This window comes from Sulfurovum sp. MH2-6 (assembly GCF_058374785.1).
In genome coordinates, this window is sequence record NZ_CM178170.1 from 2,163,303 (window position 1) to 2,188,472 (window position 25,170).

Here is a 25,170-nt window from a genome sequence, read left to right on the forward strand (position 1 = left end):
AAACATGACCCCATTTGCCATACAACTTATCAACGGTTGCCTTGAATCCGACATCGAGCAGGAGAACCAAAATGCTTTTCAAGCCCTGCAGAAGGCAGGAGCGATCGAAGAAATAGAGGGTTTGTGGAAACTGGGCTCCCTCTACCGTGCCGGACGTCTCTATATGGGCAAAGACGGACGCGGATATGTAGAGGCTGAGTTCAAAGAGCAGCGTGATCTGCTGGTAGAACCTGATTTTCTGGGTGATGCAAGACATGGCGACACCGTCGTGGTCAAACGTATCATCGCCAGACGCGGGCGAGCCAGCGGCAAGGTACTGATGGTCATCGACAAGGCCCACCTCTTTACTGTCGCCTATACGCACAGAGACGAGTCAGGCAACTTTATGATCCTGGATATCCGTACCAATGAACCGACCTATGCAAAAATGGAAGGGATGGATCTCAAAGCATTCAAGCTGGGTACGGTACTTAAAGTCGATATCGATACAGATAAAGTACTGGAGGTATTCGGTACACTGGATGATCCAAAGGTCGATGAGAAGATCTCACTGGCACTGTACGAGCGTGAAGATGCCTTCCCTGAAGTGTGTGTTACCGAAGCGATCGAAGTGGAGAGCGAAGTGACCAGGAGTGAACATCCTGAGCGTGTTGATCTCACACATCTTGACTTTTGTACCATTGACCCTGTCACTGCAAAAGACTTCGATGATGCGATCTACTTTGATCTCAAAAACTATACGCTCTATGTTGCAATCGCAGATGTAAGCCACTACGTCCCTTACTTTAGCGAGATTGACAAAGAGGCGAAAAAGCGCGGTTTTACCACCTATCTGCCGCACAAATCCTTCCCGATGCTTCCGCGTGAACTAAGTGAAAATATCTGTTCGCTAAAACCAAAGGTTGACCGTCTGGCTTTTGTCTCTAAGATCGAACTGGACAGAAACACGCTCAAACCTCTCAATGAGGAGTTCTTTGAAGCGATCATCCACTCCAAGCACCGTTTTAACTACGATCAGGTTGATGAGATCATCGCTACAGAGGGTCGTGAGGCAGAGGGGGTGGTAGAGAGACTGCTTACCTGGCTTCTTCCTTTGCAGAAGATCACGATGCGGTTGCGTAAAACCAGACTGCAAAACGGGTTTGACTTCAGAACCGATGAGACCAAACTCACGATCGATGCCAACCATCTTCTGGCAGGGACGCAGATAGAGACGGGAACACCTTCACACTCCCTCATCGAAGAGTGTATGCTTCAAGCCAACCAGGCGGCAGCAAAAAGGTTTTCCGGAGAGGGGGAGGAGGACCAGCCCGGTATCTTCCGTATCCATGAACCGCCGCAACTCTCCAAACTTGAAGAGCTGTTGGTACAGCTTGCCTCCATCGGTCTTTATGTAGAAGAGTACGAAGACTCCCCCTCACTGATCCGCGAGATACAGAAAGAGGCTGAAAAGATGGGACTGGCTGCCGAAGTGGATGCGATGCTGATCAAATCTCTGCGGCAGGCAAGCTACGCGGCACACAATGTCGGCCACTTCGGTCTGGGCTACAGGTACTACAGCCACTTTACTTCGCCGATCCGCCGTTATAGCGATCTGATCCTGCACAGACTCATCAAAGCCCAGCTGAGCAATGATGAACAGGAGACCGAGTACCTGCTGCGAAATATCGAGCCGCTTTGTGCCAGAGTGAGCGAACTGGAGCGTAAAGCCACCAAAGCAGAGTGGGACTTCAGGGACCGTAAATTCGCCAGATGGGCCGAGACGCAGGTGGGAGAGGTATTCGGTGCCGAAGTCGTAGAGATAGGGGAGAGCGGTGATGCCAAAGCGGTACTCCATGCCGATGTACAGGGAGTCACCGTACACCTCAGGGCCGACCAGGTGATGCTCTTTGACCGTATCAGGGTACGTATCAGCGAGGTCAGCATCCCGCAGGCCTTTATCCAGTGTGAATTTGTAGAAAAACTGAGCCGTGATGAAACGGAGCTGGCCTAATGTATCAAAAAGAGTTCAATCAGCGCCTCCAAAGCACACTCCCAAAAGCCCTGCTTCTATATGGAGAGAACGACTATCTGGTTGATTATTACATTCACTACTACATCAAAAAGCTTGATGCCAAGGAGAGTATGCTTTCTCTCTATCACGATGAGTGGAATTTTGAGCAGGCCAAAGCATTTCTGTCACAAAGTTCGCTCTTTGGAGGTACGAACCTGGTAGTCACGAAAAGAGACAAAAAGATACCCAAAAAAGAACTCGATCAGCTGGTGGAGCTTGCCAATAAAAATGAGGATAACTACTTTATCTACGGCTATGGCGGCGCAGCGAAAGATGCCAAAAGCATGCAGGCCTCTTTCAGTGATAAAAAGGGCGGGGTCTGGGTAAGATTCTTTGAACCCAATATCAGGGAGGGAGTAGCCACACTTCAGCAAAAAGCACAGCAGATAGGACTGGATATCGATCACTATGCCCTGCAGCACCTGATGCTGGTACTCAATAACAACCTTGCACTCTGCGCCAATGAGTTGGATAAACTTGCCATCCTGGATACAAAAGTCACCAGCAAGGATATCGACAGACTGGTCTACTCTACTGCACCTCTGGCGATCGAACAGCTCCTTATCGAACTGTTTCAAAAAAAGCCGATCACCGATACGATCACCAGACTCCTGGAGCTTGGAGAAGATGAGGCATCGATCCTGCGTGCAACACAGTACTTTGTCAACCAGATCTTTCTTTTCCATGCCTATATCAAACTCTATGGCCAGGTAGATTCAGCTGCCATCCTCGGATATAAACTGCCCAAAAATATTGAAGAGCAAAAAGCCTCTTTGGCTTTACGCGTCAAATCAGCTGCGCTGCTCAAGATCTTTGAACACCTGCTTGAAAGCGAGATAGAGATGAAAAAGGCTCCCGCGACACAAAGAGAAGTACTGCTCTACAGTATGCTGATCAAGATACAGGGATACCTTTAGGAGTTAGGAGTTAGGAGTTAGGAGTTAGGAGTTAGGAGTTAGGAGTTAGGAGTTAGGAGTTAGGAACTTTTCCCTGTTTCTCTCCAGATTTCAACTATTTTCTGTAAAAAATTGAGATTTTATCTCACTGTTTCCTATCGTTACACCCTCTCCCTCTACTCTAAACTCTTTATAAGATTTTTATAGTAAAATATTGCTTCCAAAATTCCTGCTCATTTTTTGGACAGATACTTTGTAACCAGGCTATTGAGATAGCGTATCTGAATATATGGGCTATAAAACCAAAAGGAAACACATGAATTGTTATGAAACACTCTTCGTAGTAAAACCTACACTAACAGAAGAAGAGACAGCAGCACAAGTTGCTAAGATCAAAGATGTACTCACTAAAGAAGGTGCAGAGATTGTTGCAACTGATGATATGGGTATGAGAAAACTTGCTTACCAAGTTCAGAAAAATGACAGAGGATACTACACTGTAGTTTACTTCAAAGCTGAAGGTTCTGTGATCACTGAGCTAGAGAGAAACCTTAGAATCAACGAAGACGTGATCAAGTTCCTCACAGTAAAATACACAAACAGCAAAGAGATGGCACAGTTCAACAAACTTGTTGAAGCAGCGAACAAAAGCGAAGCTAAAGAAGCATAAGCCTCACGCATATAACTAGGAGCAACCCTATGTACAACAAAGTCATTTTGGCAGGAAACCTGGCTAGAGATATTGAGATCCGTTATACACAAGGCGGAAGTGCTATTGGAAAAACTGCGATCGCGACCAATAGAAAATTCAAGTCTCAGACAGGGGAGCAGAAAGAAGAAGTGATGTTCATCGACCTTACATTCTTTGGAAGAACTGCTGAGATAGCAAACCAGTACTTACGCAAGGGAAGCAAAGTTTTAGTAGATGGTAGACTGACACTGGATCAGTGGACAGCACAAGACGGCAGCAAAAGAAGCAAACACTCTATCACCGTAGAGAATTTGCAGATGCTTGGAAGCAGAGATGAGATGGGTGCAGAGGGTTCTTACCAGAACAATACGATGCCTTCAGACAACTATAGACAGCCTGAACCATCATACAATGCCCCTTCCCAGCCGCAGAGTGCGCCACAGCAAAAACAGCAGTCAAATCATACCATCCCGGAAATAGACATCAGTGAAGATGAAATACCGTTTTAGGAGAACATAAACTATGGCAGAAAGAAGAAAATTCAAAAAAAGATATTGTAAATACTGTGAAGCAAAAGTAGACTTCATCGACTATAAAGACTTGGCACAACTTAAATTCTCACTCTCTGAGAGATTTAAGATCATGCCAAGAAGATTGACTGGTAACTGTAAAAGACACCAAGAGATGGTAACAGTTGCAATCAAAAGAGCAAGACAAACAGCTCTTATCCCATACATCGTTGACAGAAAGAACGTTGTAGAATCTCCATTTGAGATGATCAAATAGTTCTATTTTGAACTAAATGGTTCCCATTATACTAATGGGAACCAACCCTATATAATTCTTATCTTTATTTTCAAGTTCATAATTTAAATTATAAAAATACTAATATTATTCTCTCCAAAATGTAAATTGGTATACACGAATATCTCCAATTATATACTGCAAAAACCGTATTACCCTTTTATCAACTTATATCCAATTATGCTATAATTTATGACAAAATAAAATGGATACGCATGGTAATATTAGGCATTGGAAATGTACTTCAAAAAGATGATGGATTAGGAGTTTACGCTGCTACTTATTTGAATGAGAACTATATATTTTCAAAAGAAATTCAAATAATTAATGGTGGTGTAGAAGGTATTCATTTGGTCAATATTTTCATAGAAAATGATCATGTACTTATTTTGGATAGTATTAAATTAGAGGATGAGCCAGCCTCAATATATGCTATACCAGCTGAAGAGCTAAGTGGCTATGGACTAAATAGCGGTGGTGCACATGAGATAGGTGTATTGCAATGTTTAGATATGTTAGAACTTCAAGGAAAACCTATACCAAAAGCCCTGCTATTAGGGATTATCCCTTTTGAAGTGACATTTGACATTACATTAAGTGATACTATTGAAAAAGCTTTCATGGATTATATTGGTGTGGCGTTACGATATCTTGTAAAACATGGTATTACATATCAAGAAAAAGAAACAATCACTACGTTAGATGAAATCATAAACCGTGCAAAAGACCCATCAGGTGCTATGATTTAACCACACTTGTCTCCCAACCATCATAACTTGCTCCATGCTCTTCTAACAAGTCTATAAGATATAAAGTAAGTTCATCTATATCATGGTAGAAAGGTTTATCTATACGGTAGAATTTCAACCCTTTTATGCCTTCTTCACTCTCTATCTCTGGTTGAACTTTAAAACCTTGTGCCTCTAGCCTGGATATCAGTTCATCTTGTTTTTCATCTCCATTTGAGAAAAATAATTTATGTTCTATTGCACGTGCAAGATGCAAATTATCCTCTTTTGTTTTAAGGACATCACATACCTTGTGATTTTGGATAAGTTGCCATTCCTTTGGTGTGGGATACAATAGTTTTTTAAAATAGTTCCATTCACCATCATCCTGATATCCATTAGTTATTTCATAACTTTCAAATTCATCTAATGCAAATGCCAAAAAGTCTTGCCAATTGTAGGTAAATTGTAGATAATATAAAAAAGTAACAAATCCATTACTTATTATCCGACCTACATATTTTCCAATACGAAATTTTATCAGCGAGGCTTCCAACTTATCTTCCATAAAAAGGATCTCAGGCTCTTCATCTTTAGTAAGCATACCAAATTCACTTGGCTCTTTCAATTTTACTTTTACAAATGCTACAATAGGATAGATATATTTAAACTCTTCTATATCCATAGAAATACCTGCATTAAATTGTATAGAGGCAGGATGGCCCTCTAAATTTTTCATATACAATTCCCAATACTCTTGCATTAATACTCCTTCATGTTTAATATATAATGCTGGTGTCACCAAGTCAAACCAAACATCTCTTCAATAATAAATTTTTATCACCAATTAGTTCAGATATCTATCTCTTTTTTAATCCATCTCAAGACTCATAAGATACATATCTTCACCATCGAGCACCTTGACTTTCATACTCTGGCAATGAATACAATAATATCTCACCTCATCTATCTCAAATTCTTCCTGACACTCTTTACACTTCAGTTTTAGCTTTTGTGTATGGATAATAAACTCTGCACCATCACAAATGGTCCCTTCCTTAAAGGTATCGAACGCTGTTTGTAAAAGATGCGTTTCTATACCACTCATCACACCTATTTTGGTAATTACCTTTGTAACTCTTGTTGCATTGTTTTGCTCTGCTATCTCTTCGCACTGGTTTAAAAGTGCTTGTACGACACTGTATTCATGCATAGACGCTTTCCTTATTTGATCTTAATTTTAATCTTTCCGGTGTTTCCCTTGGACAAACTTTATAGACAAATTTATGGCGTAATGTATGAAAATCACTTGTTGCACTCCAAAACTCTGTATGCATAATTTCGAGTTCCTGTTCCTTAAAGGCTTCTATGTGTTCTTTGTATTTCTCGAGATAATCTTGTTTTTCCCAGATAAAGTCATCACTATACGTATTTTGAGCAAAGTTATGTAACGCCTCATCGTAGCTCTTTTCCTCATATATTTCATCTATCATGCCTAATACTTTAGCTTTTTCTACAGACAAAGGTAAACACTCATCCAGTAAAGTATCTGCTATCTCTTTACCTACACGTTTTGGTAAACTATATGTATGGTATTCACTCCCACTGAGACCCATTGTTTTATAATGAGGGTTTAATACTACCCCCTCTTTCCCTACCACATAATCACACGCCAGCCCCATAAAGACACCACCAGCTCCTGCATTACATCCAAAAGAGGCTATAGTGACCACTTCATCTGCATAGAGTATAGAATGGACTAAATCATTCATCGCATTAATATTTGCCCATCCGTCTTCACCTTGTTTCGCACTATCTTCCAATAGGTTTAAATGTATCCCGTTAGAGAAGAAATCTCTCCCCCCGAGCAATACCAATACTTCACACTCACTCTTCAAGTACTCTATTGCATACTTCAGTCGAATACATTGTTCCGCACTCATCGCACCATTATGAAAGTTAAAATAAAGATACGCTACATTATCCCGTTTTGCTACACTTACTTCATAAAAGGTTTCATAACTCTTATCAAATAAAAGAGGTAAACGATCTTCCTTAATACCTATCAACTTATCTTTTAAAACATAAGTTGCCGGAAGTTTAAAACCTCCTACTTCCTTAAGATGTGATATCCACACAGCACTATCTATCGTTCCTAAACAGATAGCTCCATTACGTTTGGCAAGAATCTCTTTGGGAGATCCTCTTAGTTTATCTTCTTTATGTACACCAAAAAGATAACATGATACACCCATTATTTCATCCAAAACACCAGGAAAACTATCTGAAATATGTATTTTTCTTATAATGGTATCCGTGTCATCTTTTAACCAGTCAATCGATCTTTTTAACTGATTAAAATGTTCATGTATAGGATTTAAAATCTGTGGTGTTACTTCATTGTTTTTTAAATTCGTAAAAAATGCTTCAAGTGCTTGTAATGTTGTTCTAACTATTTCTTGACGATAAAGTGATGCCTTGGATGTTTCTCGTACCTTAAAATTTTTCTGTGCATAGATATCTCCACCATCATAAAGTTTATTTGCTTTAACTATCACAACTCCCCACTCTTTCGTATGATTTTGAAGTGCATACTCCAAAGCATTGGGGCCTCTATCACCGATGGGGCCAGGATGGACAATGAAAGTAGGGTAATTATCATAAATACTCTCAGGTAAATAACGTTTTAAAAACGGGCACAGAATAAACTCTGGTTCGAAATCTTCTATCTCTGTCAACATCTGTACTTCACTTATTGCATAGGCTACTGAAACTTGATGCCCTTTATCTATTAACACTGTATAAACTGCCTGTGTCAGGGAATTAAACACACTACACATTAGAAGTATTTTCATCTATATACCTTAACAAATACGAGGCAATAACTCACCCGTTGGTACATCTAAAAACCTTTGTGTTCCCCATGAAGAGTTAAGTAATACTTTGCCGTTATGCAATGTAGTGACAGTACCGATAATCGCTGAAGTTCTATGCGTTTTTTGTAACACATCTAATGCCCGTAACTCGTCCTTTTTATCTACTGCTAAGACAAAAGTTCCTTCATTAGCAAGGTCGATCGCTTCAAAGCCAAGCATTTCACATATGCCTTTTACCTCTTCTTGTACAGGGATATTCTCCTCTTTTATTTCTATACAGACATCTGAACTTTGTGCCCATTCATTAAGTACAGCAGAAACACCTCCACGTGTAGCATCTCTTAATGCTATAATTTTTATATTCGCATCCATTAAAGCTCTTACTTGAGGGTATAGTGAAGCACAGTCGGTGTTTAACGAACTTTCAAGTTCAATTCCTTCACGCGCTGCAAATATCGTTGCCCCATGTGTTCCAACATCACGGCTTACTAAAATACTCATGCCCTCTTTTAAAGCCGAGGCAGAGATATTGTGATGTTCTATTTCTCCGATGCCTGTGGTATTAATGAAAAGCTTATCTACACTGCCTCTTGGAACAACCTTTGTATCACCACTTACAACAATGGCTCCATTAATCTCAAGCTCATTTTTCATACTCTTAACTATTTTTTCAAGATCACGTGTAGAAAAACCTTCTTCGATAATAACAGAACAAGTAATGTATTTAGGCTTGGCACCCATCATAGCCAGATCATTACATGTACCACATACAGCCAATTTTCCTATATCACCACCGGAGAAAAATAAAGGACTAACTGTAAAACTATCTGTAGTAAAAGCAAGTCTTCCATCTTCTATAACTGCTGCGTCTTCACTCTTAGACAAAATATCATTTGCAAAGTGTTTATAAAATATTTTTTGAATAAGTTCATTATTCTCAGCTCCACCGTTTCCTTGGGCAATAGTAATAGTTTTTGTCATAGTAAATTTCCATATTTATAATAAGCCGCACATGCACCTTCACTACTAACCATACAGCTTCCAATAGGTGTCGTAGGTTTACAAACAGTTCCAAATATTGTACATTCAGGCGGTTTTGCCATACCCCTCAGTATATCACCACAAATACAAAGTTTGTGGTCTTCTATTTCTGCAAGAGGAAGTACATTTTTATATACTACCTCGGCATCATAAGAGGCAAACGCGTCTTTAAGTTTGAGTCCACTTTCAGGTACATTTCCAAGTCCCCTCCACCTAAATAGATCTATTTTTTCAAAATAGGTATCTATAAGTTTTTGTGCATTTAAATTTCCCTCATGATTCACTACTCGTTTGTATTGAATTTCTAATTCACAGCGCTTTTCTATGAACTGTTTGACTATCATACTAATACCTTGCATTACATCAACGGGTTCAAACCCGGAGACTACCACAGGACGACCATAATCTTTTGGAAATTTATCGTATATTTTTGAGCCACTGATCACACTGACATGACTCGGGCCCAAAAATGCATCTATTCTATTGTTATAACTATCAACATGTACATCACGACTGTCTATGAGCTCTACCATTACTTCAGGTACGGTTACATGGTTGATATGAAATAAAATATTGGGGATTTTTTGCTTAATTACCTGCTCTACCAGTACCGCCGTCATCGGTGTAGTTGTTTCAAAACCTATGGCAAAGAAAATCACTTTTTTATCAAGATTTTCTTGTGCTATTTTAATACACTCCATAGGAGAATAAACAAATCGCACATCTGCGCCTTTGGCCCTTGCATCTTGTAGGCTTCCGTTGCTGCCAGGTACTTTTATCATATCACCAAGCGTAACTAAAATAACGTCAGGTTGCATAGCTAAAACGTAGGCATGGTCAATTCGTTCTTTAGGCATAATACATACAGGACAACCCGGGCCATGTATAAAGTTAATATTATCTGGCATGAGTTGGGGCAATCCATACTTCATGATAGTGTGAGTATGTCCACCACACACTTCCATAATATTAATCGGGTTTTTCAATTTTTTAGCATCTTTAGCAATTAGTTCAGCATAAGCTTTTATCGTCTCACCATCACGAAAATCATCATATAAATTTTTAAGTTCCAGTGCCATTATTCACCCCTATTAGGACATTCATCATCCTCGAGTATCGCTTTTCGCCTATCATCCTCATCCATGATCTCAAGAATCTCCTTGTACGTATCCAAAGAAGCCATTGCTTCTTTTTCATCAATCTTATTCATTACAAAACCAATGTGAAGAAGTACATAGTCACCCACTTGTACCTCATCATCACCCATCATCATAAGATTAGCATCACGTTGTACACCCATCGTATCTACAGTACACATCGTTCGATCATCTGAAATTTTGACTACTTTACTTGGTATGGACAAACACATGTCAAGCCCTCATTTTGCGTTTAAATTCTATCCAGTCTGAAACTGCTCTGACTGAATCTATATCGTTCACATTGACTTCCAGTATATCAACATTAGGTTTGATACGTCTAGCTTCTGCCTTTTCTGCTTCAATATCATATTTAAAATAAGGAAGTAAGTCTGTTTTTGTGATAAGAATAAGGTCAGCTTGACGAAACATTACAGGGTACTTGGCAATCTTATCCTCGCCTTCCGGGACAGAAACCAATACTATATTTAAGTGTGTACCTACATCGTATGAGGCGGGGCATACTAAATTTCCTACATTTTCCACAAAACAGACATCGATATCATCTAAAGGTATATCATGTAAGCCTTTATGCACCATAAAGGCATCAAGGTGACAAGCACTTCCAGTTTGAATTTGAGATGCAGGAATACCTTTAGCTTTTAATCTGTCGGCATCTCTATTAGTCTCAAGGTCACCTTCAACCACACCAAATTTAAAATCAGCGACATCGGCCATATATTCTAATAAAGTGGTTTTACCGCTACCTGGACTACTCATAAGGTTAATCCCTAAAATCCCTTTATTATTAAAGTGATCTCTATTATGCTCTGCTTCTTGATCATTTTTATCTAAAATTTTTTGAATAACAGATATCGTCTTTTTATCATTGAGCTGTGGATTATGATGCAAATGTTCATGAGCCTTTTGATGTTCATGAGAGTGTTCCTCATGTCCATGATGTTCATGTACGTGCTCCACTGTTATACTACATCCGCAATCTTTACACATATATTTCTCCTATAAAGTTTAATTCGTTTATCCAAATAATATATTGGTTCCTACAACCAGTGAAACTACACCGGCTATGGTAAAGGTTCTTCTTATATTTTGAAGACTACCTAAAAAGTTCTGGTTAAAATAAAGTATAAGCATCCCAAAGGATACAAAAACAAGTATGACTCCTAATGTAAATGCACCTACCATACTAAAATCTACGACTCCACCTTTTACCGCACCGAGTGTAACGAGCATCCCTCTTACTCCACCGATACCCATAAGTAAACCTAGGGTAAAAGATGATGTACTATCCGTATTTGTATGCTGGTGTGATTTACCAAACCAGATGTGCGTATGCTCTTGCCCCTCGTGCATATGTTTACGTAACTGTATACGGTTCGTAGCGACCATAAATAGTAAATAAAGCCCCATAGTTATGATAACTGTGGCAGAGATGATATCCCCGTACGCTAAAATTTCCTCGGAAATAGCCACTGATTGTAATACTTTTGCAAATATGAAAAGGCTCAATCCATGTCCTATAGCAAAAAGCAAAGTAATACGTAAAGTTTTACGTTTACTTTTTCCTATAGAAAAGTCAGCTATTGCAGTCAGATGATCAGGACCAAATGCATGAAGCAAACCATACCAAAAAACCACAAATAATGATAACTCCATTAGATATCCTTTTATATAAATGAATGACTATTCATTATAATAGTATTTAATTATTAAAGCTATATTAAAGATATACACTCTACTCTATTTTAAGGACTAAAAAGTATACTGATATATGAAATGTATCTATTGTGATCATCCTTATACCTATCTACTTAAAGATAATCAACGTAAATGTGGTAAGTGTAAACGAAAGTTCAGTCCACAAAAACTCGCAAGAGAACAAAAATTACGTTCACTCTTTATAGAAGGATATAATGCGAGAGAAACATCCAAAAAGACAGGAATGCACTTTGCAACCATACTAAAATATTATGAAAACTTCAGAATATCCATTGCGCTTCATGCAGATACACAATACCAACTACATACTAAAAACATTACAGGATATGATGAGTACCTCTATCTACCCAAAAGTCTGAAAATAGAAGATAATATAGACAAGCTTAAACACTTCCTCACCCTTTCATATGACAATAAGGTCTATAATCTTATGATGCCTTCCCTCCAGCGGTTCAACTTAGATAAAAATGACACGCAAGAACAAAAACTTCTCCTAAAATACCTACGTTTCAATAAAATTGCAAAACTTAGTAAAGCACAAAATACCATTACTCAGTTCTGGGAATTTTTTGAAGAATTTATATTGCAATACAAAGGAGTAAGTGATGAACAGTTTATTTTTTATTTAAAAGAAGCAGAGTGGAGGTTTAATTATTCAAGGAGTGAATTGATTCGCTCTTTAGAATTGTCCTAACAGATTTAAAATCGCAATGTTACTAAATATTAACTATTTTGAAGCCCAATTTTATCAGCGCTTCTACTTTTATATTCATCTATTTATTCGTACAAAATATTGAAGATAATAATAAACCTTACAACCTACACAATAATCAAAAGCAGCTTCAAGAAAAGCACAAATTATCAGGGCAATCAGTAATGCTATAGTCGCAACCAAAGTATATCCAAAGCTCAGAAAGAAAGTTAAAAAACCTACAATTCCCAAGCCTAAAAAGAGTGAAAAACGCTTAGATGCCTCATCACAAAACTTGGGTTGCATATCTAAACAGCGGATAATAAATTTTGCTATATTAGCAAAAGGACTTAATTTATTTATTTTTAAAGTACGCACTGCAAAATCAAATAGTAATAAAAAAGAAAAAAAGAGATACTCTGTTATGAAGAGAAGCAACCCAATAATTAAAACTTCGAATGCAACAAAACGTACAAAGTGTGTATCAATTCGATGAATTGAAATAGGAGATGATTTTGACATAATAAATCCTTTCATATTTATTTAGTGAATCAAATATTTTTCTAACTCTTGCAAAAAATCAACAACCTTACCAAAAACAATAATTGCTGGCCTTTTTGCCTTCAAAGAAAGTACATTTATATTATCAAGTGTTCCCACCTGAACCGATTGATTTTTTCTACTGGCATTTGAGATAATCGCACAAAGAGTATCCATATCAATATCTAGTTTCTTCGCTTGTCTAATAATATCAGGGATACGTGTCAGCCCCATAAGAACAATCACTGTATGGTTTTTGTTCTCTAACATTGGAACCCATTCAAGGTTTATAGAATTATCTTTTAAGTGTGCGGAAACAACAGTAAAAACATTACTATAATCTCTTGCCGTAATGGGAATATTTGCCATCAGTGGCCCAGAGACCGCTGAAGAAATACCTGGTATTACTTCTGTTGATATACCTTGTTTCGTTAAGGAAATTAACTCCTCGGCCCCAAGGCTATCAACCGCGAAGATAAATTCGGCAGTTTTTCGTAAAGTAACCTCAAACACCGTGCATAAATCCTATTTATTTTTTCGTTTTTTAGGCTCAAACGTATAAAGATCCGAGTCATTCATAGCTTCCTCCTTTTTCTCTTTTAATCTGTAAGAATCCCCAAGGATATTGATGACATGATAGTGGTGCAGTAGTCTGTCCAGTATAGCAGTGGTAACGACTTTGTCATTAGCAAATATTCCACTCCATTGCGAGAAGACAAGATTGGAAGTGACGATCACCGATCCTCTCTCATAGTATCTTGAAACCACTTGAAAGAAGTGATGGGCATCCTCTTTGCTCATGGGAAAGTAGTTGATCACAAGGAGTGCCGAAGCCATCACCGCTTGACGGATAAAAGCATCATAACGCCTCTCTTTCTTTGCCTGGCTCATCTGCATGATAAGATCAGCAGCAGTAAACCTGGCCTTTATACGGTGCTGTACCACTTGATAAGCAATAGCAATAGCAAGGTGTGTTTTGCCTAAACCTGACTGCCCCAGAAGAATGATGTTCTCTTTCTTCTTGACAAACTCCATAGTAGAGAGCTCCTCGATCTGTATTCTATTCACTCCTACGGTAAAATCAAAGCCAAACGCATCAAGGGTTTTGATGGTAGGGAAGCCTGCCATCTTGGTAAGGGTGCCTTGGATCTTTGTGCCTTGCCTTCTGATCCACTTTTAAAGGCTTCATAGAGATACTCACTATATTTACACCCTTCTTTTGCTGCTGTATTACTAAGTTCATGGTGTGTTATCAGTGTATCTACTTTCTCATCGGTCACATACTCGACATAGGAAGTCCTTGAATAGCCTATGGTGGCTACAAAGGCTGAGCACCCGTCTTTGGGGAACTCTACCCAGTCCACCTGCATATGGGCTCCAGGTTCGGTTTCAAACCCTACCAACGGTTCTTCATTCTCTACGCGTTCCCTTAGAGAATGACGCTGTATGATCTCCTGCATCCATCGAAGAGAGCATCTTCTTTATCTTTTCAAAGATTGGCATTGGATGGTATCTGCGCATCCAAATGGTGTGCTTTTTCAAGCATTCTGGCAATATGCAGAAGATAGGCATCTACAGTAGTTCAAGGAGGTTCTCTCTTGATTACAGGAACATATCCTTCCGGAAGTTTGGTATACTTGGCAACCGTATCTCTGCTGATCCCAATATTTCTGGCTATCGCACTTTTACTCAGCCCCCTCTTTGATCATCTTGTGTATCATTTTTACTTCACCCTTTTTAAGCATCGTCCTCCTTTAAATATCCATTTAAAAGAAAACTTTATCAAAATCGGTTCTACCTTTACGTGTAACCAATTTCTAGAGCTTAAGGTTGTAAAAACTACTCTCTTAGCAGTCTTTGATACTGCCAATTTTAGCACCGTGGTTGACAAGAAGTTTATCATTGTTGTTCAAAACAAATACAAACTGACTATTCTATGATGATTCACGAAAAAAAATTTGGAACCTAACAATAGGTTCCTGCAATTTGCCCTAACGCAATACCCCCATCATTGGGTGGGATATGATGAGAGATGATAGCTTCAGGTATTTTCTCTAAAACCAAGCCTAAAAGTATCCTGTTTTGAAATACTCCCCCACTTAAAACAAGCGGTAAATTATACTTTTGATATATTGTAAAGATGATCTCAACCAAAGTATGAAAAAATTTTGAGACTGATATGTTGATATGCTGCTCTGACAACATAGATTTAATTACGGGAAGTATGTCTATCTCTCCATCACTATATCCAAACGGGTAATATCCTTCTACCCTTTCATCATACAATTCTTCAAGCAACATTCCACTTTCACCTTCGTAACTTATAACTTGACATACATCAAGCAGAGATGCCACGGCATCAAAAAGTCTACCTACCGAAGAGCTTAATGGAGAATTTAAATTTTTTTTCCAAGCTTGAAAATATGTTTTCAACTCTAATGCTGAAAAAGCATCTATAGTAGGATTTTTCAGTGTTAAAGCTTCTTTGCCATAAAGATCAAATAAAAGACTAAGGGCAACCCGTTTCGGCTCTTTAATGGCTTTCGATCCACCTAAGAGCTTGAAATAGTTTAGATACGCCACTCTTTTATAACTTTTAAAATCACAGACAAAAAATTCTCCACCCCAAAGCTTACCATCATCTCCATAGCCTGTACCGTCAAAAGCTACACCAAGAACTTTACCTGTAAGCTGTTTTTCTGCCATAACCCCTAAAATATGTGCATAGTGATGTTGCACATCGCATACAGTTAGTAAGGAATTGTGTGAAATAAGTGATTTAGCATGTTTTGTCGACTCATAATTTGGGTGTTTATCATGAACTATCATATCAGGCTTAAAATGATAAATTCGTTCTAAGGTTTCAATGTTCTTTTTATAGTATTCGACTGAAGAGATACTATCAAGATCACCAATATGGGGAGAGAGTATGACCTCTTTTCCAAATCCTATGGCAATGGTACTTTTTTGATTTGCACCCAAAGCCAATGTATTTTTAGGAAGGTCAAAAGGAAGTTTTATGCTTACAGGTGCATATCCCCTAGCGCGTCTAAGTATCACTTGATCTCCTCTCACTACCATTACTACAGAGTCATCACAGCCATTGACTATGTCACGGTTATGATCTAAAACATAGTCATAGACACCATGTAATTTTTTTAAGTCTTTTAACTCTGTACAAATAGGCTCATCCGTTACATTGGCAGAAGTAGCAACTAAAGGACGATTAAATTTTTGTAGAAGTAACAAATGTAACGGTGTATAAGGTAAGAAAAGTCCTATCCTGGTTAGACAAGGGGCGATATGAGAGCTTAATGGGAGTATGCAAGCATTACTAGTAGATGATTTTAATAATACAATAGGCCGCTCTTTTGAAAGTAAAAGTTCTTTTTCCTCTGCATTGATCTGAGCAAACTCGTTAGCCGTTTCAATATCTTTTACCATAACAGCAAAAGGCTTACTTGGTCGTTGTTTCCTTTTTCTAAGAGTACACACAGCTGCATCATTGGTTGCATCACAAATGAGATGGTAGCCCCCGACTCCTTTCATTGCTATAATCATTCCGTCTTCTAAAAGTCGTACTACCTTATTTATCATATTTTTTTGAATTGTTTGTATAGGGTTATTACTCTTATCATACAAAGATAATGTAGGTCCACAATCCCAGCACCCTATGGGCTGAGCATGATAACGTCTATCCAGTGGGTTGTTGTACTCTTCTTCACATGCTTTACACATATCAAAAAATTTCATTGAAGTATATTTACGGTCATAGGGTAAATCATAAATAATAGAATAACGTACCCCACAATGTGTACAAGTAATGAATGGATATTCATATCGACGATTAGTAGGATCAAAAAGTTCTTCTTCACATGTTTTACAGATACTCACATCAGGTGGAATACCCACAGTGACACTACCTTGTTCATCTGTTGCAATAATTTGAAAGTCTGTAAAGCTCTGTGTATTTATGGGCATTGTTATCATCTTCTCAATAGAAGCCAATGATGGTAGTTCATCTTTTATAGCTTGAAGAAATATTTGTACAGTTTCAGGAGAAGCGTTAACAACGATTTCAACTCCCTGTGTACTATTAGAAACGGTTCCCAATAAAGCATATCGATTTGCAAGCGTATAAATAAACGGACGAAATCCTACACCTTGTACTGTACCATGAATAATAATCTTATATGTTTTGCACTGCATTAGTTTTCTTTACTTTGATAAAACATCTATAAAAAATTATATCATACTCAAAAAGTTCTATCATACTTTCTCCTTACATCTACAAACATTAATGATCATTTCTTTTGCGTGAAAAGAGTTTTCTTGTCATAAAAGACCCAACTCTGAAAACTCCGACTGTATCATCAAACGTTTCTATATATTCATCATACGTCACACCTCTAAAATTTAAATATTCGTTTAAATATTTTTCAGATGCTTCAATGCCACCTTTTTCTTCTTCCCGTAAAGAACCATACAAATTATCAATATGATATTTGGCTCTCATTGATACTAAAACCTTGATAAGAAAAATACTTGCATGTACCATTTGGCTCATTTGAATGGAGATAAGCTTTATTACTTAACCAACAATAATCACCACTCTTTGATTGATGTTTAATAAAACCTATAAATGTTTCACCATTGTTTAACTTATCCCACATTATTTTAAATATTATTTTTGGCATATCTAGGCGCCATACAATGTTATGTTGTTTATTCATCAACTCTTCTGTTGAATAGCCTAACAGGTTTGCAAATGCACTAGATGCTTTCGTAATAATACCAGTTTGGTCTACACATAATGAATAATTACTTCGTTTATCTAACTTTAATTCTTTTTTCATACATTACCTTATTATATTTTTACAGATATAATGCCCCATATACCGCATTCTCTTGACCTATATGAAGAGTCTTATTCATAAGTGGATTGTATTGTCCAAGTGTTCTTTTTATACGTCCATATAGTGACTGATTTGCAAAAGTTTCTCCTGTAAGCGTGATAATTTTTGCATTAGATTTATCGATAAGTTGAGGAACAATCTCACCAATATAATCTCCAAAAGACTCGTAAATACTGTAACACATGAAGTTATTCTCTACACCGCCCAGTTGATAACTCATAATACTCGTTAAAAACGCATAGTTATCAAAACGATTATCCTTGACTCTGGTGTCTATTTGTAGACCACCTTTTCCTAAAAAGCTTAATGCTTGTTCCGATATCCCTTCTAAACTTTCATTTTCAAGCCCTAGTACTATAGCGGTTACTTTGAAGACATCCATGTCTCCTGCAAGATTATCCAAACGTTCAAATACTTCAGGATAGGCTGTTTTGTAGTTTATGACTAACCTATCTGACCCCTCTCTAAGTGTAGAGATTTTATTCCAAAGGTTATCTGACTCAAAAGGTATGGAAGGAACGACATTTATAACTTCTTTACCGTTGTAGTAGAGAAAATTCAACGTACTATCGAAATGCACGCCTATAGCTTTTTGACCTACTTTGTCATGCTCTGCAATGACTGACATCATAGAAGCTTTCCACTGAGGAAAGCGATATCCATTACTGTAATTACCTTCAAATTGTTCATTCTCAAGTATATGTAATGCATCTGTTTGTATCGGCACAAAGAGATCTAAAGAATCTATGATACTCAAGTTATCAGACTTCACACAGGCTAAGCCATGTGCGACAGAAACTACATTTTGACTATTTTCTACCTCTGTAGGAAATACTATACGTTCACCAGAAACAAAAAGCTTTTCATCTTGGTTAATAAACAACTTCGTATCTTTTTGTTTATTGATAGGCAGATCAAAATCCACTAGAAAATCTGCTTCTGCATCTGCATCACATTCGATATATGCAATATATTGTAAGCCTGCATTCATTATCTCACGTGCTAGTAATATAGTCATACCATCATCTGGATACTTTACCTCTACAGATGATCCATAAATGGCTTTTAATTCATCACTTTTCGTTGCGATGCGAAGCAAGGGTCTTTCAATGCTTAAAAGCGCATTGAACTCTTGTGTTACCATCATAAGATGAGTATTGAATCCATTTGAATCTGCCATTAATAAAATACTTTCTGATGGAGCATACTCAACTGCTGGTCTAAAAAATTTTCTATAGCCATGTGCCGTTTTCATTAACACACTCTTTCCTGCTGCAATGGCTCTTCCTGATACTTCAAAAAGCTTTCTGTAGTCTCCCTTATTTAGCGCCAGATGTTCGCTCTTCTTGTCCAGCATTCGTATAGCAACGCCACACTCAATACATGAAATAAGAGGATAATCTAAACGCAAAATATTACTCTTGGCCTCTTCTTGACAATGGCTACATGGTATAAGAAACTTCATCATTGTATGGGCACGATCATAAGGATACCTATCTAAAAATGGATGTTGTGTACCACAGTGATTGCAAGATGTAAATGGGTAATAATAACGACGACTACTTACATCAAACATCTCTTTTTGACATGTAGGACAAGGTGCCAGGTTAACTGGTAAGTTTACTTTTTTAATAGGTAATAAGGATGGTTTTTCCTTTGAAAAATAATGTTTACCCTCACCTAAAAAGAGTGATGCAGGCAACACATCTTTCATCCCGTTTAAAAATCCTTCAATCTGTTCATCTTCCTGATCAAAAACCATTACTATTTTATCATTACCTTGTATGACGTCAATTTTCATTTGTTCTTGTTTAGCATAAGCACGTATCAGATTAGAAAGATAACTTTTATTAGAAAAAAATTCTATTTCATAAATAAAGTACATGTAAACTCCTAACGATTATTTACTACACAGCCAGATAAAAATAAGAAAAGAGCCATATACCAAGGATGACAAACGACTCTATATTTTAGGACAAGGTCAGGGATACAAACTCTGGTTCTTCCTGTCTTATCTGGCTGTGTACTAAACAATATTATTTTAAAAATAATACAACTATCATATCAATTTATGCACTACTCAACTGGTTCAGCATGAGTAATAGTTTACTGGGAGTTAAGGAAGTTATCTAAACATGGTTACCTGTAGAAAACCGGAAGATAAAATTTTTCTTATCCGGCTGAGTACTACATAATTTTATAATCATGTCATATTGTTATAATCTTCCATTTTTGGGTTCGCATACGCATCTATTATGCTCTCAAAAGAAACTCTTTTGTCAACAGTTCTTTTTAAACTAATACCGGAATCTTTCAACTCTTTCAATGTAGCATCTACAAGTTTAGGCATATTCCCCAGCACCGATGAAGTAAGTCCATTACATACATCGATAATGTCTTCTGGTACCATCGTTATAAGTTGTACCTCACCCATATCTTCATGAAAAGAACAAATCTCTAGCATCATAGTAATTTCTACCTCATTTGCTGTATTACGTATTATTGAACTATTATTTAGCACTTCTTCACTAGATTCAGAAAATATAGTTCCAACTGGGGCATTTTTCGATGCTGTACCAACAATAATAACTTTGTCATATTCTTGATAATAAGTCATTAGTGTAAAGCCTAATGTTCCCCCTTCAACAATAGTCAAGTTTTCTGGTATATGGTAATTTTCCTCTATATACTTTACAGCATAAGCTCCAAGACCTTCATCATGAAACATAATATTACCTATACCGATCAAAGCTATCTTTTCATATGCCAAGTTGTATCCTTTAAACAAAGAAGTACTAGACTTCTTTGTCACCCTCTTTTATTTTTACATATTTACCGCCACCCACAACGATATTAATGTCACCTTCTTTCCAGAAAATGCTACGCCATACTTGATAATAAATATGAAAAACTACCCATGCAATGATCCACCACATGGCATAATGATGCATAATTCTTACATCCATAATAGAAGCCGTAGGTCCAGCACCAATGATCCAACCACTTACTGGAACAGTCCAATCAGTCACAAAGTGCAACATCCATGGCCACCACTCCCCAATTGAGCTAAGACCTGAGCCTAGTCCATGTACATATAGCTGAAGCCCACTCAAAAGCATCCACAGAAGTAATAAGTGGAATATCGTGAAATAAACCGAATTAAAGCTATCTAAATAACTTGAGTCAAAATTTTTACGTCTATTCAGTGTCACAAGATTTAAAAATACCTCAATGAACTGTTTTACATTACTCTGGTTTGGAATATCTTTTTTATACGGCTTAACTTTTAGAAAACGTGTTGAAAATGCAAGATAAAAGATAACAATCGATGTAACATCAAAGATAATTGCAACTATAAAATGTCCCCAACGATTCCATGCCATGACATATTTATCCACTGCAGGATCTGCAATAAATGTTTGATAATAAGGATGAGCGATATAAAGCCCCGTTGCTATAGCAACAATCATCGAAAAGACATTGGTCCAGTGGATGATACGCGTAGTTGCGTTCATCCGTTCAATTTTTTTATATCCAGGTTTCATCATATACTCCTTAGAAGGCACAGGTAGGGTCAACTTTATATACGGCTAGCTCCTTACCTTTCGTGTCCACTACATGCACCGCACAAGCAATACAAGGGTCAAAACTGTGGACTGTTCTAATAATTTCTAACGGCTCCTCAGGATTAGCTACTTTTGTGCCTATCAGACTCGCTTCGTAAGCACCCAATTCACCATTTGGCCCTCTAGGTCCGGCATTCCATGTTGAAGGAACAACGGCTTGATAATTTTCAACTTTTCCATCTTTGATTTTTACCCAGTGTCCTAAAGATCCCCTTGGTGCTTCTGCAAGTCCTACACCTTTTGTATCAACACTTACGTTTTCAAAATCAAATTCCGTCCAAGTACGAAGGTCACCCATAGCTGCATTTTTTGCTAATTCATCAGCCCACTCCATCATAACATCACACATTAGTTCTGTCTCTATAGCACGTGCTGCTGTTCTACCAACAGTGGAAAAAAGAACTTCTACAGGCAACTTCGATCTTTTTAAGAAGTTTCCTACATATTTGGTGATTCTTTCATCCCCTTTGACATACCCAACTACCATACGTGCAAGAGGTCCAACTTCCACTTTTTTACCATCATATAACGGAGACTTGATCCAAGAGTATTTTTCATCTGTTTTCAAGTATGAATATCCATCATCTTTTTTCTCAAGTCCTGTATATTTAGGTATAGTTGATCCCTCATATGGATGTTCTGGAGCACCTGTTCCTTCATACCAGGAGTGTGTTACATCTTCAGTGATTTTCCTTTGATCAACTTCATATACCTTACTGATATCACCTTCAAGGACAAGTCCTTTCGGGAAAAGAGTTGCTGCATTATAGAATCCAGTATCATCTAGTCTAAAATCACCATAAGACATATAACTTAAGATACCACCACCTGTTCCACCTACACCTTTATAAGTGGCGTCCACATCAGTCGCCTCTTCAGCATACATTGTTCCCGCCATATAGATATCAGGAAGATAAGCTCTTTTTACAAAGTCTGTACCCTCTTTGAGTAACTGTTTAAAGAGTGCGATTCTTGCAGGGTTTTGAATGTCTTGAACACAGGTCACCCCACCAACAACAATAGATTGAGGATGCGGGTTTTTACCACCAAATATAGCTTGCATTTTAGCCAATTCTCTTTGGATGTCCAGTGCCTTAAGATAGTGTGCTACTGCAATAAGGTTTTGCTCTGGCGTAAGTTCATAGTGCTCATTACCCCAGTATCCATTACCGAAGATACCGAGTCTTCCCTCTTTAACAAATTTGATAATACGATCTTGTATGACCTTAAACTCTGAAGCATCAGAAAGGTAGGCAGAAACACCGGCCACATTGGCCCATTTAGCTGCTTCTTCAGCTGTTTGATAAGGGTCAGCTTTTGTTGCGGATACAACATCAACGAAATCAAGTGCATGTAGATGATAGAAATGTACAAGGTGATCATGCACGTATAGTGCACCTTGAATTAGGTTTCTAACCAATCGTGCATTTTTAGGAATAGTAATATCAAATGCATCTTCTACTGCTTCAATACTTCTTTGGTAATGTGTACCCGTACAGACACCACAAATACGCATTGCCATCAATCCACAATCTCTAGGGTCTCTTCCTTGAAGAATTGTTTCAATCCCTCTAAACATTGTTGATGAACTAAATGCATCTACAATTTGATTATTCTCATCTATTACTGCTTCAATACGAAGATGTCCTTCAATTCTTGTAATAGGATCTACGATTATATGTTTCTTTGACATTAGTCTTCTCCTTCTTCTACTCTTTTACCGGCAATTGCACTCGCAGCTGCATGAATACCTATTCCAATACCCGCAGCTGTAAGTAATCCCAAACCAAACTCATCAACCGTTTTTTCAACACCACCTGTAGGAGCTTTAATTTTTGCATCTGACATTGGCCTTTCGTATGCATACTTATCCCAAAAATCTGGTTCAGAACAACCAATACATCCACGACCAACACCGATAGGCCAGTTTACACCTTCGTTATATCTTATAATTGAACAGTTATTGAAAGTCATTGGGCCTTTACACCCAACTTTATAAAGACAGAAATTATTTTTTGCACCTTCATCACCCCACTCTTCTACATACTCACCAGCATCAAAGTGTGCACGTCTTTCACAGTTATCATGGATACGATATCCAAATGCAAACTTTGGTCTGAGTAGAGAGTCGAGTTCAGGAATAGAACCAGTCAATACATAGTGTAAAATCACCCCTACCATATTTGAAGGGTTAGCAGGACATGCCGGTATATTTATGATTGGCTTGCCTTTTACCACATCCATTACACCGACTGCATCTGTAGGGTTTGGTGCAGCAGCAGGAATTCCTCCATAAGTGGCACATGAACCAACTGCTACAACAGCAGCGGCATCTGCTGAAACACGAAGTAAATGATCATAGAATGTTTCTGCTGTTGCGCCGATCGTACCATATTGACCATTCATACCCATAGGTATGGAACCTTCAACAAAGAGCAAGTATTTTCCTTTGAAGTGTTCTACAGCTTCTTCCATTTGCTTTTCAGCTTGATGTCCTGATGCAGCCTGTAATGTTTCATGAAATTCTAAAGAGATAATATTCAGAATTATTTCATCAATTTTCGGTCCATCACTTCTCAGTAATGCTTCAGAGTTACCTGCACAATCCTGCAATTCCAACCATATAACAGGTACACGGTTCATCATCACCGCTGCTTCAGCAACCAATGGTGTAAAGGATGCTGGTAACATTAACATCGCAGTTGTAGCAGAAGCCCATTTAAGAAAATCTCTTCTCCCAATGCCTTCTTCTTCAATACTTTCTCTAAAATCTAATCTATTGTTAAGGGGTTTCAACTTTTTTAACTCATCAAGTCTTGCTTGACATTTTAGATACAACTCATCGTAATATGCATCACCCTTATTTGTGTCAACTTTTGCACTTTGAGCAGTAAAAAGTTTTTTAACGGATTCTAGTCTATCCATACCCATTTTTTCTCCTTTTTTTGATGATTAACTGAATATTCATTTATTAATTCTCAATAATAAACAAATTAAACTTAAAAAAAAATGAATGATTATTCATTTTATGTAAAAAATAAAATATTTTTACATAAATTATTATTTTTTGAAAAAATAACTTTTACTTCTATATTTTATCATTCCATTCATTTATATGATACGCTTTCCCTTTAAGAGGAAGTATCCATATTTGATACATTGATGTTCCCCACATTATTGCAAAAGCCATCATATAACCAAAACCACCTATGATTGTGAATCATGCAATTCCAGGAAAAATAGATTTAATCCACCATGAAGGTATATCTATGATTAAAAAAGCAAATGGAATCGCAATGATCAAAGCCTTAAGTTTTTCATTAAACCCTACTGCCATAACAAGTAAATATCCTGTAAACAATGTTCTTACCGCAATACCTAATGAGGGAAGGTTCATTTGACTCATTATTTTATTACCCATCATATTTCTTT

At 37.6% G+C, this 25,170-nt stretch carries 28 protein-coding genes and 1 pseudogene; 8 read left to right on the top strand and 21 right to left on the bottom strand.

The features are described 5' to 3' along the window. Positions 1-4 precede the first annotated feature (4 nt). The 6 genes from AC4JOV_RS10975 to AC4JOV_RS11000 all read left to right on the top strand — a co-directional run bounded on the left by AC4JOV_RS10975 (position 5) and on the right by AC4JOV_RS11000 (position 5,193). Positions 5-1,993, top strand: coding sequence for a VacB/RNase II family 3'-5' exoribonuclease (locus tag AC4JOV_RS10975; RefSeq protein WP_229937545.1), 1,989 nt, complete (start codon positions 5-7; stop codon positions 1,991-1,993). Next, positions 1,993-2,970, top strand: a complete 978-nt coding sequence (gene holA / locus AC4JOV_RS10980) for a DNA polymerase III subunit delta (RefSeq protein ID WP_229937544.1) — start codon at positions 1,993-1,995, stop codon at positions 2,968-2,970. Before AC4JOV_RS10975 ends, holA begins: the two co-directional genes overlap by 1 nt. A 295-nt stretch (positions 2,971-3,265) precedes the next feature. Further along, on the top strand, positions 3,266-3,619 hold the full coding sequence (gene rpsF, locus AC4JOV_RS10985; protein WP_229937543.1) for a 30S ribosomal protein S6: 354 nt from the start codon (positions 3,266-3,268) through the stop codon (positions 3,617-3,619). A 29-nt stretch (positions 3,620-3,648) separates the two neighbouring features. Then, a complete protein-coding gene (locus AC4JOV_RS10990) occupies positions 3,649-4,149 on the top strand; it encodes a single-stranded DNA-binding protein (RefSeq protein ID WP_229937542.1) in 501 nt (166 codons plus the stop codon). Positions 4,150-4,162: 13 nt separating this feature from the next. After that, on the top strand, positions 4,163-4,426 hold the full coding sequence (gene rpsR, locus AC4JOV_RS10995) for a 30S ribosomal protein S18 (RefSeq protein WP_229937541.1): 264 nt from the start codon (positions 4,163-4,165) through the stop codon (positions 4,424-4,426). A gap of 233 nt (positions 4,427-4,659) precedes the next feature. Beyond that, the gene (locus AC4JOV_RS11000) at positions 4,660-5,193 is read left to right on the top strand and encodes a HyaD/HybD family hydrogenase maturation endopeptidase (RefSeq protein ID WP_229937540.1); all 534 of its coding nucleotides are present in this window, start codon (positions 4,660-4,662) and stop codon (positions 5,191-5,193) included. Here AC4JOV_RS11000 and AC4JOV_RS11005 read toward each other — a convergent pair. From AC4JOV_RS11005 to AC4JOV_RS11040, 8 genes are all read right to left on the bottom strand, one after another. After that, positions 5,183-5,935, bottom strand: a complete 753-nt coding sequence (locus tag AC4JOV_RS11005) for a DUF695 domain-containing protein (RefSeq protein ID WP_229937539.1) — start codon at positions 5,933-5,935, stop codon at positions 5,183-5,185. The genes AC4JOV_RS11000 and AC4JOV_RS11005 overlap by 11 nt on opposite strands. A 108-nt stretch (positions 5,936-6,043) precedes the next feature. Further along, positions 6,044-6,385, bottom strand: coding sequence for a hydrogenase maturation nickel metallochaperone HypA (hypA, locus tag AC4JOV_RS11010; RefSeq protein ID WP_229937538.1), 342 nt, complete (start codon positions 6,383-6,385; stop codon positions 6,044-6,046). Further along, a complete protein-coding gene (locus AC4JOV_RS11015; RefSeq protein ID WP_229937537.1) occupies positions 6,378-8,027 on the bottom strand; it encodes a hydrogenase maturation protein in 1,650 nt (549 codons plus the stop codon). The genes hypA and AC4JOV_RS11015 overlap by 8 nt, the downstream gene beginning before the upstream one ends. A 9-nt stretch (positions 8,028-8,036) precedes the next feature. Next, positions 8,037-9,029: a hydrogenase expression/formation protein HypE gene (gene hypE / locus AC4JOV_RS11020; RefSeq protein ID WP_229937536.1), complete on the bottom strand. Its 993-nt coding sequence runs from the start codon at positions 9,027-9,029 to the stop codon at positions 8,037-8,039. Continuing rightward, positions 9,026-10,168 carry a hydrogenase formation protein HypD gene (gene hypD, locus AC4JOV_RS11025; protein WP_229937535.1) on the bottom strand — a complete coding sequence of 381 codons (1,143 nt, stop codon included), beginning with the start codon at positions 10,166-10,168 and terminating at the stop codon, positions 9,026-9,028. The genes hypE and hypD overlap by 4 nt, the downstream gene beginning before the upstream one ends. Then, positions 10,168-10,458, bottom strand: a complete 291-nt coding sequence (locus AC4JOV_RS11030; protein WP_229937534.1) for a HypC/HybG/HupF family hydrogenase formation chaperone — start codon at positions 10,456-10,458, stop codon at positions 10,168-10,170. The genes hypD and AC4JOV_RS11030 overlap by 1 nt, the downstream gene beginning before the upstream one ends. Position 10,459: 1 nt before the next feature. Beyond that, positions 10,460-11,236, bottom strand: coding sequence for a hydrogenase nickel incorporation protein HypB (gene hypB, locus AC4JOV_RS11035; RefSeq protein WP_229937533.1), 777 nt, complete (start codon positions 11,234-11,236; stop codon positions 10,460-10,462). A gap of 27 nt (positions 11,237-11,263) precedes the next feature. Next, positions 11,264-11,902, bottom strand: a complete 639-nt coding sequence (locus AC4JOV_RS11040; protein WP_229937532.1) for a hypothetical protein — start codon at positions 11,900-11,902, stop codon at positions 11,264-11,266. A 115-nt stretch (positions 11,903-12,017) separates the two neighbouring features. Between AC4JOV_RS11040 and AC4JOV_RS11045 the strand changes: the two genes are divergently transcribed. After that, positions 12,018-12,659: a transposase gene (locus tag AC4JOV_RS11045; RefSeq protein WP_229937531.1), complete on the top strand. Its 642-nt coding sequence runs from the start codon at positions 12,018-12,020 to the stop codon at positions 12,657-12,659. A gap of 75 nt (positions 12,660-12,734) precedes the next feature. Here the strand turns inward: AC4JOV_RS11045 and AC4JOV_RS11050 are convergent, their stop codons facing one another. The 4 genes and pseudogenes from AC4JOV_RS11050 to AC4JOV_RS11065 all read right to left on the bottom strand — a co-directional run. Then, positions 12,735-13,178 (bottom strand): DUF4395 domain-containing protein, encoded by a 444-nt coding sequence (locus AC4JOV_RS11050; RefSeq protein ID WP_229937530.1) that lies wholly within the window; start codon positions 13,176-13,178, stop codon positions 12,735-12,737. A gap of 21 nt (positions 13,179-13,199) precedes the next feature. After that, positions 13,200-13,709, bottom strand: a complete 510-nt coding sequence (locus AC4JOV_RS11055) for a uroporphyrinogen-III C-methyltransferase (RefSeq protein ID WP_229937529.1) — start codon at positions 13,707-13,709, stop codon at positions 13,200-13,202. A 12-nt stretch (positions 13,710-13,721) separates the two neighbouring features. After that, entirely contained in the window at positions 13,722-14,324 is a 603-nt protein-coding gene (gene istB, locus AC4JOV_RS11060) for an IS21-like element helper ATPase IstB (RefSeq protein ID WP_229937528.1), read from the bottom strand. Positions 14,325-14,434: 110 nt separating this feature from the next. Next, a pseudogene (locus tag AC4JOV_RS11065) lies at positions 14,435-14,608 on the bottom strand (IS21 family transposase); the annotation flags it as partial. A gap of 186 nt (positions 14,609-14,794) precedes the next feature. Between AC4JOV_RS11065 and AC4JOV_RS11070 the strand changes: the two are divergent. Next, the gene (locus AC4JOV_RS11070) at positions 14,795-15,136 is read left to right on the top strand and encodes a hypothetical protein (protein ID WP_229937527.1); all 342 of its coding nucleotides are present in this window, start codon (positions 14,795-14,797) and stop codon (positions 15,134-15,136) included. A 25-nt stretch (positions 15,137-15,161) separates the two neighbouring features. Here AC4JOV_RS11070 and hypF read toward each other — a convergent pair whose 3' ends face one another. The 9 genes from hypF to AC4JOV_RS11115 all read right to left on the bottom strand — a co-directional run bounded on the left by hypF (position 15,162) and on the right by AC4JOV_RS11115 (position 25,162). After that, on the bottom strand, positions 15,162-17,405 hold the full coding sequence (gene hypF, locus AC4JOV_RS11075) for a carbamoyltransferase HypF (RefSeq protein ID WP_229937526.1): 2,244 nt from the start codon (positions 17,403-17,405) through the stop codon (positions 15,162-15,164). 88 nt (positions 17,406-17,493) lie between these two features. Further along, positions 17,494-17,712, bottom strand: coding sequence for a hypothetical protein (locus AC4JOV_RS11080; protein ID WP_229937525.1), 219 nt, complete (start codon positions 17,710-17,712; stop codon positions 17,494-17,496). Continuing rightward, a complete protein-coding gene (locus AC4JOV_RS11085; RefSeq protein WP_229937524.1) occupies positions 17,690-18,052 on the bottom strand; it encodes a PAS domain-containing protein in 363 nt (120 codons plus the stop codon). Before AC4JOV_RS11085 ends, AC4JOV_RS11080 begins: the two co-directional genes overlap by 23 nt. Before the next feature lie 19 nt (positions 18,053-18,071). Beyond that, positions 18,072-19,997: a hypothetical protein gene (locus AC4JOV_RS11090; RefSeq protein ID WP_229937523.1), complete on the bottom strand. Its 1,926-nt coding sequence runs from the start codon at positions 19,995-19,997 to the stop codon at positions 18,072-18,074. Between the two features lie 318 nt (positions 19,998-20,315). Continuing rightward, positions 20,316-20,882, bottom strand: a complete 567-nt coding sequence (locus AC4JOV_RS11095; protein ID WP_229937522.1) for a HyaD/HybD family hydrogenase maturation endopeptidase — start codon at positions 20,880-20,882, stop codon at positions 20,316-20,318. Between the two features lie 25 nt (positions 20,883-20,907). Then, positions 20,908-21,657 (bottom strand): cytochrome b/b6 domain-containing protein, encoded by a 750-nt coding sequence (locus AC4JOV_RS11100; protein ID WP_229937521.1) that lies wholly within the window; start codon positions 21,655-21,657, stop codon positions 20,908-20,910. A 10-nt stretch (positions 21,658-21,667) separates the two neighbouring features. Next, positions 21,668-23,431 (bottom strand): nickel-dependent hydrogenase large subunit, encoded by a 1,764-nt coding sequence (locus AC4JOV_RS11105; protein WP_229937520.1) that lies wholly within the window; start codon positions 23,429-23,431, stop codon positions 21,668-21,670. After that, on the bottom strand, positions 23,431-24,669 hold the full coding sequence (locus tag AC4JOV_RS11110; protein ID WP_229937519.1) for a hydrogenase small subunit: 1,239 nt from the start codon (positions 24,667-24,669) through the stop codon (positions 23,431-23,433). Before AC4JOV_RS11110 ends, AC4JOV_RS11105 begins: the two co-directional genes overlap by 1 nt. A gap of 289 nt (positions 24,670-24,958) precedes the next feature. Then, a complete protein-coding gene (locus tag AC4JOV_RS11115; RefSeq protein WP_491522153.1) occupies positions 24,959-25,162 on the bottom strand; it encodes a hypothetical protein in 204 nt (67 codons plus the stop codon). Positions 25,163-25,170: the final 8 nt, after the last annotated feature.

Bases quoted from the DNA above. Each gene is read 5' to 3' on its own strand.
- hypF (WP_229937526.1), bottom strand. From the start codon at position 17,405: ATGCAGTGCAAAACATATAAGATTATTATTCATGGTACAGTACAAGGT.
- hypB (WP_229937533.1), bottom strand. From the start codon at position 11,236: ATGTGTAAAGATTGCGGATGTAGTATAACAGTGGAGCACGTACATGAA.
- rpsR (WP_229937541.1), top strand. From the start codon at position 4,163: ATGGCAGAAAGAAGAAAATTCAAAAAAAGATATTGTAAATACTGTGAA.
- hypE (WP_229937536.1), bottom strand. From the start codon at position 9,029: ATGACAAAAACTATTACTATTGCCCAAGGAAACGGTGGAGCTGAGAAT.
- AC4JOV_RS10975 (WP_229937545.1), top strand. From the start codon at position 5: ATGACCCCATTTGCCATACAACTTATCAACGGTTGCCTTGAATCCGAC.
- AC4JOV_RS11105 (WP_229937520.1), bottom strand. From the start codon at position 23,431: ATGTCAAAGAAACATATAATCGTAGATCCTATTACAAGAATTGAAGGA.
- AC4JOV_RS11110 (WP_229937519.1), bottom strand. From the start codon at position 24,669: ATGGGTATGGATAGACTAGAATCCGTTAAAAAACTTTTTACTGCTCAA.
- rpsF (WP_229937543.1), top strand. From the start codon at position 3,266: ATGAATTGTTATGAAACACTCTTCGTAGTAAAACCTACACTAACAGAA.
- AC4JOV_RS11080 (WP_229937525.1), bottom strand. From the start codon at position 17,712: ATGAGAGCCAAATATCATATTGATAATTTGTATGGTTCTTTACGGGAA.
- AC4JOV_RS11000 (WP_229937540.1), top strand. From the start codon at position 4,660: ATGGTAATATTAGGCATTGGAAATGTACTTCAAAAAGATGATGGATTA.
- AC4JOV_RS11030 (WP_229937534.1), bottom strand. From the start codon at position 10,458: ATGTGTTTGTCCATACCAAGTAAAGTAGTCAAAATTTCAGATGATCGA.
- AC4JOV_RS11040 (WP_229937532.1), bottom strand. From the start codon at position 11,902: ATGGAGTTATCATTATTTGTGGTTTTTTGGTATGGTTTGCTTCATGCA.
- AC4JOV_RS11100 (WP_229937521.1), bottom strand. From the start codon at position 21,657: ATGAAACCTGGATATAAAAAAATTGAACGGATGAACGCAACTACGCGT.
- AC4JOV_RS11050 (WP_229937530.1), bottom strand. From the start codon at position 13,178: ATGTCAAAATCATCTCCTATTTCAATTCATCGAATTGATACACACTTT.
- hypA (WP_229937538.1), bottom strand. From the start codon at position 6,385: ATGCATGAATACAGTGTCGTACAAGCACTTTTAAACCAGTGCGAAGAG.
- istB (WP_229937528.1), bottom strand. From the start codon at position 14,324: ATGGCAGGCTTCCCTACCATCAAAACCCTTGATGCGTTTGGCTTTGAT.
- AC4JOV_RS11015 (WP_229937537.1), bottom strand. From the start codon at position 8,027: ATGAAAATACTTCTAATGTGTAGTGTGTTTAATTCCCTGACACAGGCA.
- AC4JOV_RS10990 (WP_229937542.1), top strand. From the start codon at position 3,649: ATGTACAACAAAGTCATTTTGGCAGGAAACCTGGCTAGAGATATTGAG.
- AC4JOV_RS11005 (WP_229937539.1), bottom strand. From the start codon at position 5,935: ATGCAAGAGTATTGGGAATTGTATATGAAAAATTTAGAGGGCCATCCT.
- AC4JOV_RS11115 (WP_491522153.1), bottom strand. From the start codon at position 25,162: ATGATGGGTAATAAAATAATGAGTCAAATGAACCTTCCCTCATTAGGT.
- holA (WP_229937544.1), top strand. From the start codon at position 1,993: ATGTATCAAAAAGAGTTCAATCAGCGCCTCCAAAGCACACTCCCAAAA.
- AC4JOV_RS11085 (WP_229937524.1), bottom strand. From the start codon at position 18,052: ATGAAAAAAGAATTAAAGTTAGATAAACGAAGTAATTATTCATTATGT.
- hypD (WP_229937535.1), bottom strand. From the start codon at position 10,168: ATGGCACTGGAACTTAAAAATTTATATGATGATTTTCGTGATGGTGAG.
- AC4JOV_RS11045 (WP_229937531.1), top strand. From the start codon at position 12,018: ATGAAATGTATCTATTGTGATCATCCTTATACCTATCTACTTAAAGAT.
- AC4JOV_RS11090 (WP_229937523.1), bottom strand. From the start codon at position 19,997: ATGTACTTTATTTATGAAATAGAATTTTTTTCTAATAAAAGTTATCTT.